This window comes from Algisphaera agarilytica, assembly GCF_014207595.1.
Classification (GTDB): domain Bacteria; phylum Planctomycetota; class Phycisphaerae; order Phycisphaerales; family Phycisphaeraceae; genus Algisphaera; species Algisphaera agarilytica.
In genome coordinates, this window is record NZ_JACHGY010000001.1 from 49,633 (window position 1) to 67,700 (window position 18,068).

16 protein-coding genes are annotated in these 18,068 nt (G+C 63.3%); 13 read left to right on the top strand and 3 right to left on the bottom strand.

The window, feature by feature from the left end; translation table 11 throughout:
* Nucleotides 1-65 precede the first annotated feature (65 nt).
* Nucleotides 66-1,286, top strand: coding sequence for a hypothetical protein (locus HNQ40_RS00185; RefSeq protein WP_184675197.1), 1,221 nt, complete (start codon nt 66-68; stop codon nt 1,284-1,286).
* A gap of 30 nt (nt 1,287-1,316) precedes the next feature.
* Here the strand turns inward: HNQ40_RS00185 and ureG are convergent, their stop codons facing one another.
* Entirely contained in the window at nt 1,317-2,012 is a 696-nt protein-coding gene (ureG, locus tag HNQ40_RS00190; RefSeq protein ID WP_184675199.1) for an urease accessory protein UreG, read from the bottom strand.
* A 38-nt stretch (nt 2,013-2,050) separates the two neighbouring features.
* A complete protein-coding gene (locus HNQ40_RS00195; protein WP_184675201.1) occupies nt 2,051-2,719 on the bottom strand; it encodes an urease accessory protein UreF in 669 nt (222 codons plus the stop codon).
* A 462-nt stretch (nt 2,720-3,181) separates the two neighbouring features.
* Between HNQ40_RS00195 and HNQ40_RS00200 the strand changes: the two genes are divergently transcribed.
* From HNQ40_RS00200 to HNQ40_RS00245, 10 genes are all read left to right on the top strand, one after another.
* Entirely contained in the window at nt 3,182-4,015 is an 834-nt protein-coding gene (locus HNQ40_RS00200; protein WP_184675202.1) for a hypothetical protein, read from the top strand.
* 266 nt (nt 4,016-4,281) lie between these two features.
* Complete coding sequence (gene urtA / locus HNQ40_RS00205; protein WP_184675204.1) at nt 4,282-5,562, top strand: urea ABC transporter substrate-binding protein; 1,281 nt, start codon at nt 4,282-4,284, stop codon at nt 5,560-5,562.
* A gap of 143 nt (nt 5,563-5,705) precedes the next feature.
* Nucleotides 5,706-8,735: an urea ABC transporter permease subunit UrtB gene (gene urtB, locus HNQ40_RS00210; RefSeq protein ID WP_184675207.1), complete on the top strand. Its 3,030-nt coding sequence runs from the start codon at nt 5,706-5,708 to the stop codon at nt 8,733-8,735.
* Nucleotides 8,735-9,637: an ABC transporter ATP-binding protein gene (locus HNQ40_RS00215; protein ID WP_184675209.1), complete on the top strand. Its 903-nt coding sequence runs from the start codon at nt 8,735-8,737 to the stop codon at nt 9,635-9,637. Before urtB ends, HNQ40_RS00215 begins: the two co-directional genes overlap by 1 nt.
* Before the next feature lie 8 nt (nt 9,638-9,645).
* Entirely contained in the window at nt 9,646-10,338 is a 693-nt protein-coding gene (urtE, locus tag HNQ40_RS00220; RefSeq protein ID WP_184675211.1) for an urea ABC transporter ATP-binding subunit UrtE, read from the top strand.
* A 9-nt stretch (nt 10,339-10,347) separates the two neighbouring features.
* A complete protein-coding gene (locus tag HNQ40_RS00225; protein ID WP_184675213.1) occupies nt 10,348-11,229 on the top strand; it encodes an urease accessory protein UreD in 882 nt (293 codons plus the stop codon).
* A 17-nt stretch (nt 11,230-11,246) separates the two neighbouring features.
* On the top strand, nt 11,247-12,011 hold the full coding sequence (gene ureB, locus HNQ40_RS00230; RefSeq protein WP_184675215.1) for an urease subunit beta: 765 nt from the start codon (nt 11,247-11,249) through the stop codon (nt 12,009-12,011).
* A 36-nt stretch (nt 12,012-12,047) separates the two neighbouring features.
* The gene (locus HNQ40_RS00235; protein ID WP_184675217.1) at nt 12,048-12,200 is read left to right on the top strand and encodes a hypothetical protein; all 153 of its coding nucleotides are present in this window, start codon (nt 12,048-12,050) and stop codon (nt 12,198-12,200) included.
* A gap of 115 nt (nt 12,201-12,315) precedes the next feature.
* The gene (gene ureC, locus HNQ40_RS00240) at nt 12,316-14,034 is read left to right on the top strand and encodes an urease subunit alpha (protein WP_184675219.1); all 1,719 of its coding nucleotides are present in this window, start codon (nt 12,316-12,318) and stop codon (nt 14,032-14,034) included.
* A gap of 163 nt (nt 14,035-14,197) precedes the next feature.
* On the top strand, nt 14,198-14,794 hold the full coding sequence (locus HNQ40_RS00245) for a M48 family metalloprotease (RefSeq protein WP_184675221.1): 597 nt from the start codon (nt 14,198-14,200) through the stop codon (nt 14,792-14,794).
* A gap of 116 nt (nt 14,795-14,910) precedes the next feature.
* Here the strand turns inward: HNQ40_RS00245 and HNQ40_RS00250 are convergent, their stop codons facing one another.
* Nucleotides 14,911-15,150: a hypothetical protein gene (locus HNQ40_RS00250; protein WP_184675223.1), complete on the bottom strand. Its 240-nt coding sequence runs from the start codon at nt 15,148-15,150 to the stop codon at nt 14,911-14,913.
* Nucleotides 15,151-15,546: 396 nt separating this feature from the next.
* Between HNQ40_RS00250 and HNQ40_RS00255 the strand changes: the two genes are divergently transcribed.
* Together HNQ40_RS00255 and HNQ40_RS00260 are read left to right on the top strand one after the other, a co-directional pair.
* Nucleotides 15,547-16,551 (top strand): ABC transporter substrate-binding protein, encoded by a 1,005-nt coding sequence (locus HNQ40_RS00255; protein WP_184675225.1) that lies wholly within the window; start codon nt 15,547-15,549, stop codon nt 16,549-16,551.
* Between the two features lie 100 nt (nt 16,552-16,651).
* The gene (locus HNQ40_RS00260; protein ID WP_184675227.1) at nt 16,652-18,040 is read left to right on the top strand and encodes an ABC transporter permease; all 1,389 of its coding nucleotides are present in this window, start codon (nt 16,652-16,654) and stop codon (nt 18,038-18,040) included.
* The last annotated feature ends 28 nt before the right edge of the window (nt 18,041-18,068 follow it).

An 18,068-nucleotide genomic window follows, 5' to 3' on the forward strand; every position in this document is an offset into this window, starting at 1 on the left:
GCGATGATTCGCACCTAGACAGGGGCACGACGATCAGGAATCAGGCGAAGAATCGAGTTTGTGCGATGGGCTTGCTTGCGATGCTGGTGGGCTTGTGGTGCTTGCCGGTGGCGGGCCAGTTTGTGGCGGGCGATTGGGTTCAGCGTGGCGAAGCCCGTATCCAGAAGTACCGCATGACGCCGGTGTCGTTTCTGGTCTTCGACGCTCAGGGCAATCTCGCCCCGAAGGCCGAGATCCACATCGAGCAACTCCAGCACGCGTTCACGGTCGGCTTTGTTATCTACGATGGATACCCGGAGCACTACGACGCCGAGGCCGAGGGCTGGCGGGTGTTCAACGCGGTGTCGTTGGAGGGCATAACCTCGTGGCGGAAGATGCAGCCGACGGGGCCGGAAGGACTATTAACCGAATCGGTGGGCGAAGCGATCAAGGCGGCCCGGGACGCGGGGATGCATGTGCGTTGGGGGGCTTTGCTGTCGGCCGACGCGTTTGATCTGCCCGAGTGGGTGGTGCCGCTGCGTGGGGAAGCATTGTTTGAATCGGCCCGGCAATACCTGCAACAGGTCGCGGCGGCTTACGGCGAGACCTTGGACGACCTCGACATCGCTGAGGAAACCCTCGACCACGACCGGCTGACCCCGGCCATGCTCCGCGTTCTTGCGATGGACGCCCAGAACGTGTGGCCCGGCGTTGCGTCTCGCTTGCAATACGACGACGCGTTGTCCGGGCCGCGCACTTTCGACTTGGTCCGTGAGATGGATAGCGTGATCAAGCAGCAGCTGAATATCGCCGGCTTCACGATCAACCAAACTTTCCCGCCCCGCCCGATTCAGCAGGACCTGATGGAGCCCGCCCTGCAACGCCTGGCCAACCAGCATCAACCGCTGCTCATCGGCTCGCTGGAAATCGCAGGGTCTCACGCCATCGAAACCGCGGTAAATACCGAAACCGTCCTGCGGACGCTGTTTGCCCAGCCCATGGTTCAGGGCGTTTACTTCTCCGGCCTGTACGCCGACGACACCGCCGATCCCTCGGCTGCTTTGTTCGACGACGAACACCAGCCCACGCCCGTTTCTCGAACGGCCGATCGCTTGTTTCGTGACACCTGGTGGACCGACGTGACGGTCCGATCCGACGAGCTGGGCCAGGCCAAGGCACGCGTGTATCTCGGCAGCCACCGAGTCACCGCGACGCTGGCCGACGGCAGCAGCGTGAGCGTCACCATCGATCTGTCCGAGAGACGAGACGATGCGCCGCAGATCGTGCTTATGCCGATTGCGGAGTGAATGAGCGTTTCGTTGGGGTTCGCGGTGGGATCAAACCGCGTGGCTGCGAGCGTGGAAGATGGCATCGATGATTGCATCCAGGCCGTCCAGGTGCTTCACGCTGCCCATGACCAGCGGCCCCTCGCCACGCATCTTCACCGCGTCGCTACGCATCACCTCCAGGTCAGCCCCCACGGCCTCGGCGAGGTCGATCTTGTTGATGACCAAGAGGTCCGACTGCGTGATGCCCGGGCCGCCCTTACGGGGCACCTTGTCGCCGCCCGCGACGTCGATCACGTAGATCGTGAAGTCGGCGAGTTCCCGGCTGAAGTGGGCCGCGAGGTTGTCGCCGCCCGATTCGCAGAGCAGCAGTTCGGGGTCGTGCTCGGCGGTGAGCTGTTCGAGTGCGACCAGGTTGGGCGTCACGTCTTCACGGATCGCGGCGTGCGGGCAACCGCCGGTCTCCACCGCGCGGATGCGGTCGGCGGGGAGCGCGCCCTGCCGGACTAGGAACTCGGTGTCTTCGCGGGTGAAGATGTCGTTGGTCACCACCGCCATGTTGGTCCGCTCGCGCAACGCTTCGCAGAGCCGCCAGACCAACGCGGTCTTGCCCGAGCCCACCGGGCCGCCGATGCCCACGGTGAACGCCCGCTGGGTGAAGTCGCGGCCCGAGAGCGCGGCTTCGCGTTCCTCAAACCGGCCGGGGTAGTCCATGGGTTCGTGGGTGTGGTCGGCGTGCATGTGCATAGGAATCAACTTTCACTGAAAAGAGGCGGAGCAGGCGGTCAGCTCTGGAACAATCGAGAATACAACCGATCTTGCCCCGACTGCAACACGTCCAGCAGCGGGCTGGCCTGACACAGATCGTCCAGCGTCGCATCGAGCGAAGCCGACACCCTCGAACGTGCCTCGGAGATCAACGATTGCTGGATCGCCTGCGACTCGAGCGGGCCGATCGCCCCCAGCCGCACCGCGGCGGACAGCGCCGAGCGAACCGTCATGAACAGGAAGAGCTCGGCGGAACGCAGGCCGTCCATGCCCAGCATCTGCGCGAGGTAGCCGAACACCGAGGCAAAATGCCCGGGGGTCCGCTCCGCCCGGCAGGCCTTGACCCACTGGGCAACCTCGGCCTGTTCAAACACACGCGTCGATGCAGAAAGCAACGCCTGGCCCTGGGCCACACTGGCCCGGTGGGCGACGTGGTTGGTCAGGGTCGCTTCGAGGCGTTGCTCTGCCTCGTGGAACCGCTCCGGCTCGCTCGCCACCGTCAGCACCGCCGGCAAGGCTCCCACCACAGTTTGGTTGATCAACGCTTTAGTCGCGGACTCCAGACTCGCCCGGTCGCGGATCAGCCCGGCCTGCACCGCCGCCTCGAAACCCGAGGAGTGGGCGAACCCGCCTGCGGGGAACGCCGAGTCAGCCAGTTGCCAGGTCGTCCAGTCCAAGTCCAGCATGGATGAGGTTATACACGCAATCCGCTGGACAAATGAGGCGGGAGAATATTTTGCGGATGCGCTTTTTTTAGGCACTCATGGTCCGGGTAACAACCCCCTGCCTGAAATCAGGGCACAAAGTCTCTCCACCCCGTTCAGCTCTGAATATTCTTCAACAAAAACTAATCCGGAACCTCAAAACGAGAAAAATAGCTGCGCTTCATAGCTAATTCTGCGTTAACTGGTTTCATCGGCCATCCCCAAGCTCCGGATAAATCAACGCGTTATCGGCTCACACCTCGCAACTGGCACATGCTTTGCCATGTGTGAGTTACGCAGTGCTTCGTTGCAAGCCCAGCGTACCGCTAGATGTTGCGTGAGCACCGTGCCACGCACAGGTTTCGAGCTGTGACACAGAACGGTCTTTGGTTGGCCGGCCACAGCATTACACACACTTATTCGGTGTTTAGGAGAGTCTTTTAGATGGGTAATCAATCTCAATATCGCTTCGTGGGCAAGGGTCTGGCAGCTGCTGCCTTGTGTGTCTCGCCGATGGCTGTCGCTCAAGAGGCCCCCGAGTCGCGCGTGAGCGGCGTTGTGGGTGCCGACATCAACTCGCACTTCGTTTCGTACGGCTTGGACGTCTGGGCTGAAGGCGACGCCTTCTCGGGCTCGGATACCTTCAACCCCTACGCCGAAGTCTCCATCGACTTTGACGCCTTCAGCCTCACCGCGGGTGTTTGGGCCGACATCAACGACAACGCCGGCGGCGGCCTGGGTGGCGACATCCAGGAAATCGACGGCTACATCGGCGTCGGCTTCGGCTACGAAGCATTTAGCTTCGGCGTGACCTACCAAGAATGGGCCTTCGCCAGCCAAACCGAAGATATCCTCGATATCTCCATCGGCTACGACGACACCGGCCTGATCTCGGACGACTTCGCCCTGAGTCCCTCGATCGTGATCCACAACCGGGTCGACAACGGTCTGGGCCTCTCGAACGGCACCATCATCGTGGCCGGCATCGAGCCCGGCTTCACCATCGTCGATTCCGAAGAATTCGCCATCGACATGTCCGTGCCCGTTAACTTCGGCTTCGCCCTCGATGACGGCTACTTCATCGCCGGCGGCGACGACGGCTTCGGCTTCTTCTCCATCGGTGCTGCCTTCGGTATGCCCCTGGACATGATCCCCTCCGACTACGGTGCCTGGGCCCTCAACGCCGGCGTCACCCTCTACTCCACCGAGAGCGACGTCTACGCCAACCCCGATGACACCTTCGTCACCTACAACCTCGGCCTCAGCCTCGCATTCTAAATTTTTGCCTTACCGACGCCTGCCCCACACGGATGTTGTTTGAACGAGCTACGGCTTCCATTCAAAACAACGTTCCGTGTGGGGTTCGGCGTTATACGGGGGCCAAAGTTTCATCAACCGACAAGTTGAATCACGAGGGGAAAGGCTCCCACCACACATTTGATTTTAACCCCTGATGTCTCTGCGCCGGTGTGGCGTAGACATTGCAAGCCGGAATTTGAGCTCGGCATTCAGCTCAAAGCCATATATGTATCTGGAGAGATGACATGAAAAGCAATCGCATTAAATCCCTGGCCAAACGGGTTTCGACCCTGGCTGTTGCGGGCACCCTGGGCCTGCTCCCCGCCATGACCCAAGCCGAAGAGACCGTCAAGATCGGCGTGCTCCACTCGCTGTCGGGCACCATGGCGATCTCGGAGACCTCGCTGCGTGACGTGGTCCTGATGGCTTCCGAAGAAATCAACGCGGCCGGCGGCGTGAGCGTCGGCGGCAAGTCGTACATGATCGAGCCGGTCGTCGTCGACCCCGCCTCCAACTGGCCCCTCTTCGCCGAGAAGGCCAAGCAGCTGATCACCCAGGACGAAGTCGCCGTGACCTTCGGCTGCTGGACCTCGGTCAGCCGTAAGTCGGTCCTGCCGGTCTACGAAGAGTACAACGAGCTGCTGTTCTACCCCGTGCAATACGAAGGCGAAGAGCAGTCGCTCAACGTGTTCTACACCGCCGCTTCGCCCAACCAGCAGCTGGTGCCCGCCGCCCAGTACGCTCTGGACGAACTCGAAGCCAAGAAGTTCATCCTCCTCGGCACCGACTACGTCTTCCCCCGCACCGCCAACCGCGTGCTCAAGGCCTTCCTGCTGAAGAACGGCATCCCCGAAGAAAACATCTACGAGGACTACACCGACTTCGGTCACAAGGACTACCAAACCATCGTCAACAACATCAAGACCCTCGCCGCCAGCGGTGACGCGGTGGTGCTCTCGACCATCAACGGCGACTCGAACGTCCCGTTCTACACCGAGTTCGCCAACCAGGGCCTAACCTCTGACGACTGCCCCATCATCGCCTTCTCGGTCTCCGAAGACGAACTGCGTGCGATGGACACCTCCAAGCTCGTCGGCCACCTCGCGGCATGGAACTACTTCATGTCGGTGGATACCCCCGAGAACGCCGCTTTCGTCGAAGCGTTCCAGAAGTACTGCGCCGACAACAACCTGCCCGGTGGTTCGGCCCGTGTGACCTGTGACCCGATCGAAGCCGCCTACTACGGCGTGTATGTGTGGAAGGCCGCGGCTGAGAAGGCTGGCTCCTTCGACGTCGACGCGGTCCGCGAAGCTGTTTACGGCCTCGAGTTCGACGCCCCCGGCGGCAAGAAGAAGATGCACGAAACCAACCAGCACACCTACAAGCCGGTCTACATCGGCGAGATCCTCGAAGACGGTCAATTCGACATCGTCTGGGAATCCGAAGGCCTCGTCGAGCCCGACTCCTACAGCTCGCTGCTGTGGGAAGGCAAAGAGTTCCCCGCCCCCTCCGGCGGCCCCAAGTAAATCCACGACGGGACTCGGCCTCGGCTGAGTCCGACGTGTAAAGAACAACGCCGAGGTGTGGTTAACGCCGCACCTCGGCTTTCCCCGACCATCGCCCCACTGTTTCACTCTTGCCGGCACGCCGGCTCCACACGGATCACGATTTGAAGTTCTCCACGGCCCCCCACCGCCTTGCGACCCGGACCCACTCGCAACGCAAAGCTGGCGTCTATTCGCTGTTGCTCCTGCTCGTCGCAACCGCCCTGTTCGTGTTCAGCGGCACGTACTCACCGACCGCGACCGCGCAGGACACGCCCGCTGAAGAACCCGCTGCCGCCGAGGCGTCGACGGATGAACTCAGCGACGACGAGCTGCTCGAGCTCGCGGTTAACCTCGGCAGTAGCAAGCTCGCCTCCGAAACCGTCGAACAACTCATCGGCATGGGCGATGCCCGGGTGCTGCGGCTCTTTGAACGCCTGATGGCCAACGAGCTCCGCACCGTGGGCGACCGATTGGTCTGGGAGCCGCCCGCGTTGGAAGGTGAATCCCCCGCCGAGGCCGGGGCACCGCTGCTGCTCAACGCGGTGGCTGCCGAGCGTGAGCTGCTGGACCTGGAAACACTCAAAGTCGACGGCGAGCTGCCCAAGTCCAAGAGCTTCCGTGGCAACCGTAAGGCCCGGAAGGTCATCCAACAGCGTCTTTCACTGATGGGGCTCGACCTCAAAGACCCCGTGATCCGCGAAGAGTCGGCCCGCAACGTCGGCAACAAACGCCAGCTCGAAGCCCTGCCCAAGCTTCTCGAGCTGGCAGAGAACGATCCGGAAAAAGCCATCCGCCGTACCGCGGAAGAAAGCGCCAACCTCATCGTCGCCAGCGGCACCGACCCCGAAGCAGACGAAGCCACCCGCGTCGCCGCGATCGCGGGACTGGGCGAGCTCAAGAGCATCCGCGGCCTGGACGTGCTCAAGGAAGTCATCAACAGCGACGACTCCACCCCCGCCATGGTCGCGGCGGCCGAGAAATCCACCGACCAGATCAACCGCCACATCTCGGTGACGAACTGGATCAAGAACGCCTTCTTCGGCATGTCGGCCGGCTCGATTTTTGTCCTCGTCGCGCTCGGCCTGGCGATCACGTTCGGCCTGATGGGCGTGATCAACATGGCCCACGGCGAGATGCTCATGATCGGAGCCGTCGCGACCTGGGCCTGCTTCGAGTTCCTCAGCACCAACCCGTTCTGGAGCGGCGACCCGATGGCCGCCCTCGGCCTGAGCCCGAACTGGGCGTACGTCGTCGCGTTCTTCATGGCGTTTACCATCGCGGCGATCACGGGCCTGCTGGTCGAAGTCTCGATCGTCCGCTTCCTCTACAAACGGCCGCTCGACTCGCTGCTCGCCACCATCGGCGTGAGCTACATCCTCATCCAGCTCGTGCGGAACTGGAAAGGCGACAACCTGCCGCTCACCCGCCCCGACTGGTCGGCGGGCGGCTGGGAGGTCTATCCCGACATCGTGCTGGGCTACAGCCGGATGTTCATCATCGCCCTGACCGCTTTCTGCCTCGCGGCGGTGGTGGTCATCTTCCGCTTCACCAAGATCGGGCTCATGGTGCGGGCGACCGTGCAGAACCGGGCGATGGCCCAGACGCTGGGCGTCAATACGCGTGTCGTCGACATGTTCTGCTTTGCCTTCGGCGCCGGGCTGGCGGGGCTCGCGGGCTTTGGGGTCTATCTCATCGGCAACACCACCCCGCAGATGGGCCAGGGCTACATCGTCGATTCGTTCCTGGTCGTCGTGGTCGGCGGCGTCGGCAAGCTGCTTGGCGTGGTCATCTCCGGGTTGGGGCTCGGCACGCTCGAAAAAATCCTCGAGCCGATCGTGCTGATCGAAGAACCTATCCGCCTGTTCGATTCGACCTGGGCGAAGGTCGCGGTGCTGTTGCTAGTGGTGCTGTTCATTCAGCGCCGGCCGTCGGGCCTCTTCCCCGAGAAAGGGCGTGCAGCCAGCCAAGCCACCGGCAAAGACGACATGCCCTGGCTCGGCCGACCGACTTGGCGGACCGACGCGATCCTCGGCGGGCTGCTTGTCATCGTTGGCTTGGTCGTGATCCCGGCTCTGTATCTATCGGGGAACATGAGCATCGACACGCTCAACCGCTACGGCTACTTCACCTGTTTCGCCATCTGTGCGGTGGGCCTCGACTTGATCTGGGGCTACATGGGCGTATTGAGCCTGTGCCAGTTCCTGTTCTTCGCATTTGGCTCGTATTGCATGGGCTTCTATCTGATTAACATCGGGCCCAAAGACGTGAACGGCATCCCCGAATGCCTGGCCTACGTGATGTCCGATGTGGCCAACCCCACGCCGCCTTGGTACCTGGCGTATTTCCAAAACCTCGGCGTGTCGTTCCTTTTGGCGATGCTGCTCCCCGGATTGGTCGCGGCCGTCATTGGCGTGATGATGTTCCGCAGCCGGGTCAAGGGCGTCTACTTCGCCATCCTCACCCAGGCCATCACGGTGATCGCTTGGCGGGTGTTCCAGAAAAACGACTTGAAGATGGGCGGCACCAACGGCATCCGTGTCACCTTTAGCGAAGAGCTGTTCGGCAACCCGATCGCGTTCCAGGAAGGCCTGTCGCTGGCCTCGCAAACCCGATTCAAGCTGTACATCCTCTCGGTGATTGCTTTGATCGTGACGCTGATTGTCGCCAAGGCGATGGTGCGTTCGGGCTACGGCCGAATCTTGCTGGCGATCCGCGACGACGAGACGCGCCTGCGTTTTTCGGGCTATCAGCCGTGGGTCTACAAGGCGCTGACCTTTACGGTTGCGGGCATGATGGCCGGACTCGGCGGGGCGCTGTACTTCCCGCAGAAAGGCATCATCACGCCCACCGAGATGGAGCCGTCGTGGTCGATCCTCGTGGTGGCCTGGGTCGCCTTCGGCGGGCGTGGCACATTGTGGGGCGCGGTGCTCGGGGCGCTGGCGATCAGCCAGATCTACAACTTCATGACTTCCGAGGCTCCGGAGTATTGGATGTATGTCCTCGGCGGGTTGTTCATCCTCGTGCCGTTGCTGCTGCCCGGCGGGCTGATGAGCATCCCGACGCTGATCGGTAACGGGCTGTCGCGTTCCAAGCCGGGCGGCACGCCACCGCCACCCGCGGTGCCCGCCTCCAACACGGGAGGTGCCGCGTAATGCAAACCGCCACGCCCCCCGCCACCGATCCCCGCCAGTACGACTACGCGGTCGAAGGCCCGCGTCAGAGCCAGCTCTGGGCGCAGCGTTACATCCTGTTCCTGCAGGACGTCACCGCGGTGTTCGACGGGTTCAAGGCCCTGGACATCGCCGACCTGGGCATCGGGCACAACGAGCTCCGCGTCGTTGTCGGCCCCAACGGCGCGGGCAAGACCACGATGTGCGACGTCATCTCCGGCCTAACCAAACCCACCACCGGCAAGGTCTACTTCAACGGCGGAGAGATCACCGGCCAGGACGAAACCCTCATCGCCCAGCAGGGCGTCGGCCGAAAGTTCCAGATCCCTAACGTGTTCGACTCGCTGAGCGTCTGGGAGAACATGCTGCTGGCCTTGCCCAACCCCGCTCAGGGCATCGGCAGCAAAGACCACCTGCGCAAACTCGACCCGCGCATCTCCGGCCCCGGCGGCCTGGCGATGCTGCGCTTCTTTAAGCACTGCCAGACCGTCGGCGGCAAGGCCACCCCCGAAGCCCGCGACCGGATCCACGACATCCTCACCCGCGTCCGCCTCATCGACGACCTGCACACCCCCGCCAAGTCGCTCAGCCACGGCCAGCGTCAATGGCTCGCCATCAGCTCGCTCATCCTCGCCAGCCCGAAGCTGCTGCTGGTCGACGAACCCGCCGCCGGCCTGACCGACGCCGAGACCGCGCTGACCGCCGAGCTCTTGCTTGAACTCAAAGACGAACACACCATCATCTGCATCGAGCACGACATGGAGTTTGTCCGCCAGCTCGATTCGCGCGTGACCGTGCTCAACGAAGGCCAGGTCCTGGCCGAGGGCACGCTGGATCAGGTGCAGAGCGACGAGGCCGTGATCGAAGCGTATTTGGGAAGATAAGAATCAGCATGCTCAATCTCCGCAACATCGAATTCGCCTACGGCGGCGTCAAGGCCCTGGACGACGTCAACATGACCATGGCCCCGGGCAAGATGACCTGTGTCATGGGTCGCAACGGCGTGGGCAAGACCACCCTGATGCAAAACATCATCGGGCTGCTGCGCGGCAGCGGCTCGATCACGCTCGGCGACGAAGAGATCAGCGGGATGACCGCGCACCGTCGGGCACAGATGGGTGTCGCCCTCGTACCCCAGGGCCGGATGATCTTCCCCAAGCTGACCGTGGAAGAAAACCTGCGCATCGGCCTGCAGGCCCGACGCGACGGCGGCAAGTCGATCCCACACGAAGTCTTCGAGGTCTTCCCCATCCTCAAGGACTTCCTCAAACGCAACGGCGGCGACCTCTCCGGCGGGCAGCAGCAGCAGCTCGCCATCGCCCGGGCCATGGTCGGCGAGCCGCGCGTCATGCTGCTCGATGAACCGACCGAAGGCATCCAGCCCAACGTGATCCAGCAGATCGGCCACGTGCTCAAAAAGCTCATCGCCGAGAAGGGCATGACCATCGTACTCGTCGAGCAGTACCTCGATTTCGTCAAAGAGTTTGGCGACCACGTCTACATCATGAACCGTGGCACGGTGGTTGCAGAAACCTCAGCCAGCGACATGACCCCTGAACTCGTCAACGACCACCTCAGCGTTTAACCTCCCACGATGCTCAGCGCCACCGCCCCGCCCGATCACGACTCAACGCCCCGCGCGCTAGCCGAGGCGGACCTGTCGAAGCCGGGCCGGGGGCACGTCGCGTTCGAGCACGTGGCGGGCAAGACCGCGATCACGCGCTGCCGTGCCGCGGCGCCGCTGAAATTCCTCACGCCGTCGCGGCGCGGCGACGCCGCCTGGGCCTACGCCAACACGTTCGGCGGCGGGCTCGTGGCGGGCGACACGATCGACCTGTCGCTCGACGTCGGCGACCACGCCACCGCGGTGCTGACGACGCAGGCCTCGACCAAAGTCTTCCACCAGCAAGACGGGCTCGGCGCCCAGCAGCACCTCACCGCTACGCTCGGCGAACAGGCAAAACTGCTCGTGCTGCCCGATCCGTTGACATGCTTCGCCGACGCGATCTACCGCCAGACCCAGCGTTTTGAACTAACGTCTTCGTCCTCATTGGTGTTGCTCGACTGGTTCACCGCCGGGCGCAGCGCCTCGGGTGAGAGCTGGGAATTTGCGGACTACCGCAGTCTCAACACCGTGCATGTCGATGGCCGGGAGATCGTGTTCGACCAGACACGGCTGACCGCCGACACGCTCGCCGGCACCGGGCCGATGTGCGTCGGGCCTTATCAGGTGGTGGCAAACCTTTTCCTGGTCGGCCCCGGCGTGAGCGAAGGGATCGACCAACTCGAACAGTGGATCGACAAGCGGCCCATCCACGACGAGTCGCGCTACCTCGCGGGCTTCAGTAGCGCAGACTGGGGCGGGGTCTTGCGCTTGATCGGGCGAAGCACACAGACGTTAACCGGGCTGCTCAAACAACAGCTATACTTCACCCACCCCTGGATCGGTGGGAGTCCATGGGACCGCAAGTGGTAGACGAGGAGTGAACCGCGATGCATTTGACGCCGCGCGAGATCGAAAAACTGATGCTGCACAACGCGGGCTTCGTCGCCCAGAAGCGCCTCGCCCGCGGATGCAAGCTCAACCAGCCCGAGACGGTCGCGCTCATCGCCACGGTCGTGATGGAGTTGATCCGTGACGGCAAGCGTGTCGCCGAGTGCATGGACCTCGGCCGGCAGATGCTGGGGCGTCGCCAAGTGATGCCGGGCATCGCCGAGATGCTGCACGACGTGCAGGTCGAAGCGACTTTCCCCGACGGCAGCAAGCTCGTGACCGTGCACCACCCCATCGCCGCAGAAGACGGCAACCTCGAACTCGCGCTCTACGGCAGCTTCCTGCCGGTGCCCGATCTTTCCGTCTTCGGCAACGCGTCCACCGCCACCGACAGCGCCCCCGGCCAGGTCACCGCGCAGGCGGGCGACATCGAACTCAACGCTGGCCGTGAAACCGTATCGATCGACGTGACCAACACCGGCGACCGCCCGATCCAGGTCGGCAGCCACTACCACTTCATCGAGACCAACGCGGGGCTGACCTTCGACCGCAGCGCTTCGTACGGCAAACGGCTGGACATACCGGCCGGCACCGCGGTACGTTTCGAGCCGGGCGAGACCAAGACCGTCACCCTCGTCGCCATCGCCGGCGACCAGATTATCCGCGGCGGCAACAACCTTGCCGACGGTCAAGTCGACTCCGCCCAACAAAGTGAAGCCCTCAAACGTGTCGAAGCCCAGGGCTTCGGCAACGCAACCAACTAACCCCTGTTTATTTCCTCTTACCCCAAAGGTAAAACCATGCTTCAAGCTCTGACCACCCTCGCCCACGAAGGCCACGACCACAGCTACTTCCTCGGCGGTGAACTGCACCACTGGCTCTGGATCGCTGCAGGCGTCGCTGCCGTTGCTGTCCTTGTCGCGCCCGCAGTCCGCCGTTGGTTCGGCCGCTGAGTTGATGGACCGCCATGCGTAGGGCGGGCACCGCCCACCACGTGATTTCAAAACGGTCGCGGTGGGCAGTGCCCACCCTACAAGGCCCATGGTTAATTCCCAAAGGTTGTAACCCATGCCCTACAACATGCCCCGCGACGCCTACGCCCAGATGTTCGGCCCCACCACGGGCGATCTCATGCGGCTGGGCGACACCTCGCTCACCCTCCGCGTTGAGAAAGACCTCACGTCCTACGGCGATGAGTGCAAGTTCGGCGGCGGCAAGGTGCTCCGCGAAGGCATGGGCCAGCGGGCCGGCGGCGACCCCGATGAAGCGCTCGACTACGTCATCACCAACGCCCTCATCGTCGACTACACCGGCATCTACAAGGCCGACGTCGGCATCAAGGCGGGGATGATCACGGGCATCGGCAAGGCCGGCAACCCCGACGTCATGCCCGGCGTCACGCCCGGCATGGTCGTGGGCGTCACCACCGAAGCCATCGCCGGCGAGGGCCACATTCTCACCGCCGGCGGCCTGGACACTCACGTCCACTACATCTGCCCGCAGATCGCCGACGAAGCGATCGCCTCCGGCCTCACCACGCTTGTCGGCGGAGGCACCGGCCCGGCGACGGGCACCTGCGCCACCACCTGCACGCCCGGCGCGAACAACATCGCGATGATGATGCAGGCCGTGGACGACATCCCCATGAACTTCGGCTTCCTGGGCAAAGGCAACACCGCCCTGCCCCAGGGCCTGCCCGAGCAGATCGCCGCCGGCGCGATCGGGATGAAGCTCCACGAAGACTGGGGCACCACCCCCGCCGCGATCGACTGCTGCCTCGGCGTGGCCGACGACATGGACGTGCAGGTCTGCATCCACACCGACACACTCAACGAGTCGGGTTTCGTCGAAGCCTCGATCGCCGCGTTCAAGGGACGCACGATCCACACCTACCACACCGAAGGCGCCGGCGGCGGCCACGCCCCGGACATCATCAAGGTCTGTGGCGAAGCCAACGTCATCCCGTCCTCGACCAACCCCACCCGGCCGTACACCGTCAACACGATGGATGAGCACCTGGACATGCTCATGGTCTGCCACCACCTCGACAAGAACCTACCCGAGGATGTCGCCTTCGCCGAGTCGCGCATCCGTGGCGAGACGATCATGGCCGAGGACATCCTGCACGACCTGGGCGCGTTCTCGATCATGGGCAGCGACAGCCAGGCCATGGGCCGCGTCGGCGAAGTCATCACCCGCACCTGGCAGACCGCCAGCAAGATGAAAGACCAGCGTGGCACGCTCGGCGGCGACACCGAAGGCCAGGGCGACAACGAGCGCATCAAACGCTACGTCGCCAAGTACACCATCAACCCCGCGATCGCCCACGGCATGTCGCACCTCATCGGCAGCATCGAGGTCGGCAAGCTCGCCGACCTGGTGCTCTGGAAACCCGCGTTCTTCGGGGCCAAGCCCGAGATCGTGATCAAGGGCGGCCACATCGCCTGGGCCCAGATGGGTGATCCCAACGCCTCGATCCCCACGCCCCAGGCCGTGTACATGCGTCCGCAGTTCGCGGCGTTGGGTAAGGCGGTCGGCCACACCTCGTTCAGCTTCGTCAGCCAGGCCGCCCAGGACGCCGACGTCCGCGAGGCCTATGGCCTGTCCAAGCGGACCGCCGCGGTGAAAAACTGCCGCAACATCGGCAAGGCCGACATGAAGCTCAACAGCACCGCTCCGAATATCGAAGTTGACCCGGAGACCTACAAAGTCACCGCCGACGGCGAGTTCCTGCAGTGCGAGCCCGCCGAGTCGCTGCCGCTGGCTCAGAAATACTTCCTGTTCTGAGCCCAACAGAGTCCGTTGATCAAGCTTTGGACGCCGGCTAAGGCCTGCCTGCTTTTTGTGCGACCGGGCGATGGTTTCATGGCTTTGCGCGGTTCTTAGGCGAAATCCCACCCTGAATCGGCCCAGAACCCACTGGCCTGGTTTTTGTTGGATGTAGGGACTCATGAGTCCCCGATTCTCCATGTTCAAAATGCTCGGGCTTCCGGTCGCCGTGTGCGTCGTGGTTTCGATGGTCGGCTGCGGGATGACCCCGGCGGCCTCGAACACCACGGCGGTTCGGCAGCTCGTCAGGGACCACGGTGGCTGGTCGCATCAGCCGGCCCACCAAGCGCAAGCCGAAGCACTGCTGGCGAGTTTGGCGCCGTGTCTCGGAGAATCAACCGACTTCACCCCACGCATCCGGGTGATCGCTACCTCGGCCCCCGTGGCCTACGCGGTGGCACCGTGTGATGTGCTGGTCTCGGAAGGTTTGCTGGACTGGGCCACGCCCGATCAGGTCCGCGCCGCGGTCGCCCACGAACTGGGGCACCTCATCGAAGCGGAAGACGGCGTGGTGTCGGCGTTGCTCGGGCAGCCCGGCATGGAATGCCCCGAGGCCCGAGCCGACCACCTGGGCGTCGGGTTGTTGGACGCCGCGGGCTTCGACAGCTCGGCCATGGCCACGCTCCTCAGCGATCTGGCCAACCACCCCACAACCCGCCAGGCCGTGCAACTCCACCTCGAACATCGCCACGGCCTTCTCACGCAACACACGCACTAACTTGCCGATGTGATTGCGACGGCCCTTTTTCACCACAAACCAAAAGAGAAAGCCGCGGACCTTTTGGCCCACGGCTCTCTCAGGATGGTCTTTGATGACCGGGAGGGATGGTTGGATCAGCGGTTGGTGTTACGGCCGCCGTTGATCACGTTGGCGTAACGGTTGGTCGAGCGGTCGGCTTTCTTCACGGCCACGGTTTGGCCGGTGAGGGCGTAGACGTTTTGCTGCGACTGGGCGTTCTGGAAGGCGATCCGGGCGTTGTCGGCACCGCGGTGTTGGGTGCGGGCTTCGGCGGAGGTCGCAGTGGCGAAGGTCAGTGCGGCGGCCAGGGCGGTAAAGGCAAAGAGCTTGTTCATGGTTTCATCCTGCTTTCGTTGGGCGGTTGGGCCCGAGGTTTCTGGGTTGGGTCCCGCAACGTGCGGGGCTCTTCTGAGTCTGGCGATCCCGGCCGGGTGTCGCGTTCGATGTCTGCCCTATCAACCCCGGATCACCACGTTGTATTTCCGCGACGGAAAAAATCTGACGGCCAGGTACGAACAGCTTGCAAACCCGCGGGGCGAAATACGCCGCCTTTCGGGCTGCGCAGCGAATAGGCAATCTGACCGAAAATAGATACACCCGCGCGTTTATTATGCGGGAGACCGCGTCTATCGGCTCAAAAACGGCCTTCGGGCAGCTGGCATCCCTTTTGCCAAAGAGAGGGTTAGCACTTGTTTCACACCCCGCCCGGAAACCCTTTGGAGAGATTCTCGATGACCCGATTCAAATCGCTTATCCGCCGCGCTGCCGCTGCCGCCCTCACGGGTGTGTTGGCTGTTGCCCCGTTCACCTCGGCCCAGGCCGACCCGCTGAAAATCGGCTACTCCGACTGGCCCGGCTGGGTCGCGTGGGAGATCGCCATCCAGAAAGGCTGGTTCGATGAGGCTGGCGTCGAAGTCGAGTTCGCGTGGTTCGACTACGTCGCCTCGATGGACGCCTACGCCGCCGGCCAACTCGACGCCGTGTGCATGACCAACGGCGACGCCCTGGTCACCGGCACCGCCAAGCCCTCGGTCGCCATCATCATCAACGACTACTCCAACGGCAACGACATGCTCGTCGCCACCCCCGACATCAAGTCCGTCAAGGACCTCGAAGGCAAGAAGATCGGTGCCGAGCTCGGCTTCGTCGCCCACCTCCTGGCCATCACCGCTCTGGAAGAGAACGGTATCGCGGTCGACAGCGTCGAATGGGTCAACACCCCCACCGACAAGACCCCGGCCATGCTCTCCTCGGGCAACGTCTCGGCCATCGCGGCCTGGCAGCCCAACTCCGGCGAAGCCCTGAAGGCCGTCCCCGGTTCGACCCCGATCTTCACCTCGGCCGACGCCCCGGGCATCATCTACGACGTCCTGGCGGTCAGCCCCGAAAGCCTCGCCGAGAACCGCGCCGAGTGGGCCAAGGTCGTGGCCGTGTGGTACCGCGTCGTGGACTACCTCAAGGACGAAGACAACTGGGACGACGCGCTGGCCATCCTCGCCGCCCGCGTGCAGATCAGCCCCGCCGAATACGAGCCGTTCTTCCAAGGCACCTACATCCTCTCGCTTGAGGAAGCCCTGAAGGTCTGGGAAGAAGGCGACGGCCTGAGCTCCATCTACGGCTCGACCGACTACTCCAACAAGTTCAACGTGGAGTACGAAGCCTACGACTCGCCCCTGGAATACAAGACCTACCTCGACCCCAGCCTGACGCTGGAATACGCCAAGTCGGTCAAGTAATCCCTTTCTCACCCGAATACCTCCGCCCAAGCCCGGCCTAACCGCCGGGCATGGGATTTGACGGCCCGATTTTTCCACCACGCCCCGCGACGGTTCATCCATGAGTGAGACTCCCCCGCCCAAACCACCCCGCGACCCGTGGTTCCGGATCCGCACCAACCTGACCGGACGCCGACGAGCGGTCCTCATGATCCTCTCGTTCGTACTGCCGATCGCGATCTGGTCGCTGGCGACCTACCTCCCGGCCTTCCAGTCCGAGATCAAGTTCACGCTGGTCACCGAAAAGATCGGCAACTCGGCCGCGTTCTCCGTGGGCGACCGTATCGACAAAGAATATTTCTCGGTGTACCTCGACCAGGTCCGCGACGAAAACAAAGCCATCCTCGAGGCGAGGGAAGCGGGCGACGCCAAAGGTTCATCCCGGGCCAACAAGAAACGCCTCCGCCAACTCATGCCGCTCGCCGAGTCCATGGGCGTCATGGACGGCGTCCCCCAAGACGACTTCGCCGCGGTGGACGGCAAGCTGTTCAGCCTCTACGGCTCGTTGGCCGAGGGAACCGCGACGGTCTCCAATGACCAGCTCACCGCCGAGAACCTGGAGATCGTGAAAGCCAACTGGGAACTGCTCAAAGAGTTCGCCCCGTACGACAGCAAGAACTTCATCAAGACGCCGCTGCTGCACCTGTTGCCGCAGGGGGTATCGTCGTCGCCGGTCTTCCTGCCGCCGCCGCACGAGTGCCTGATCGCGGCTTGGGACGACTTCACCAAGGAACCCGCGAACCAGCAGCCGTGGATGTACGAACGCCTGCTGGGTTCGCTCAAGGTGGTGTTTGGGGCGTTCCTCTTGGCGTGCTTGATCGGTATCCCGATCGGCCTGCTCTGCGGCACATACGACTTCTTCGCCAAGCTGATCGAGCCTTTCACCGACTTCTTCCGCTACATGCCCGCCCCGACGTTCGGTCTGCTGCTGCAAGCCATCTTCGGCGTGGCCGGAGCGCCCAAGATCGCGATGGTCTTCATCGGCACGTTCCCCCACATGATCCTGATGCTCGGCAACACCACCCGCCAGCTCGACCGCGGCCTGCTCGAAGCGGCCCAGACCCTGGGGGCCAAGCCCCGCGCTTTGTTCACCAAGGTGATCGTGCCCGGCATCATGCCGCGCATGTACAACGATCTGCGGGTGCTGCTCGGTTGGGCGTGGACCTGGCTGGTCATCGCCGAGCTGATCGGCGAGAAGACCGGGCTCACCGCCTTCATCGATACCCAGGGCGGCAAGTACAACTTCGACCGCGTCTTCCCGGTCATCATCATGATCGGCATCATCGGCTTCCTCACCGACCAGATCCTGCAGTGGATCGCCCGCGGCCTGTTCCCCTGGGAATACAACACGCAGGGCGGATTTATCTCCAAGATCGTCGGGCTGCCCGGCCGTCTGCTCTCGAAGATCGGCAAGAAAGAAGAAGCGATCATCCCCGCCGAAACCGCCTAAGCGCACTCGCCACTCGAAAGGTTCAACG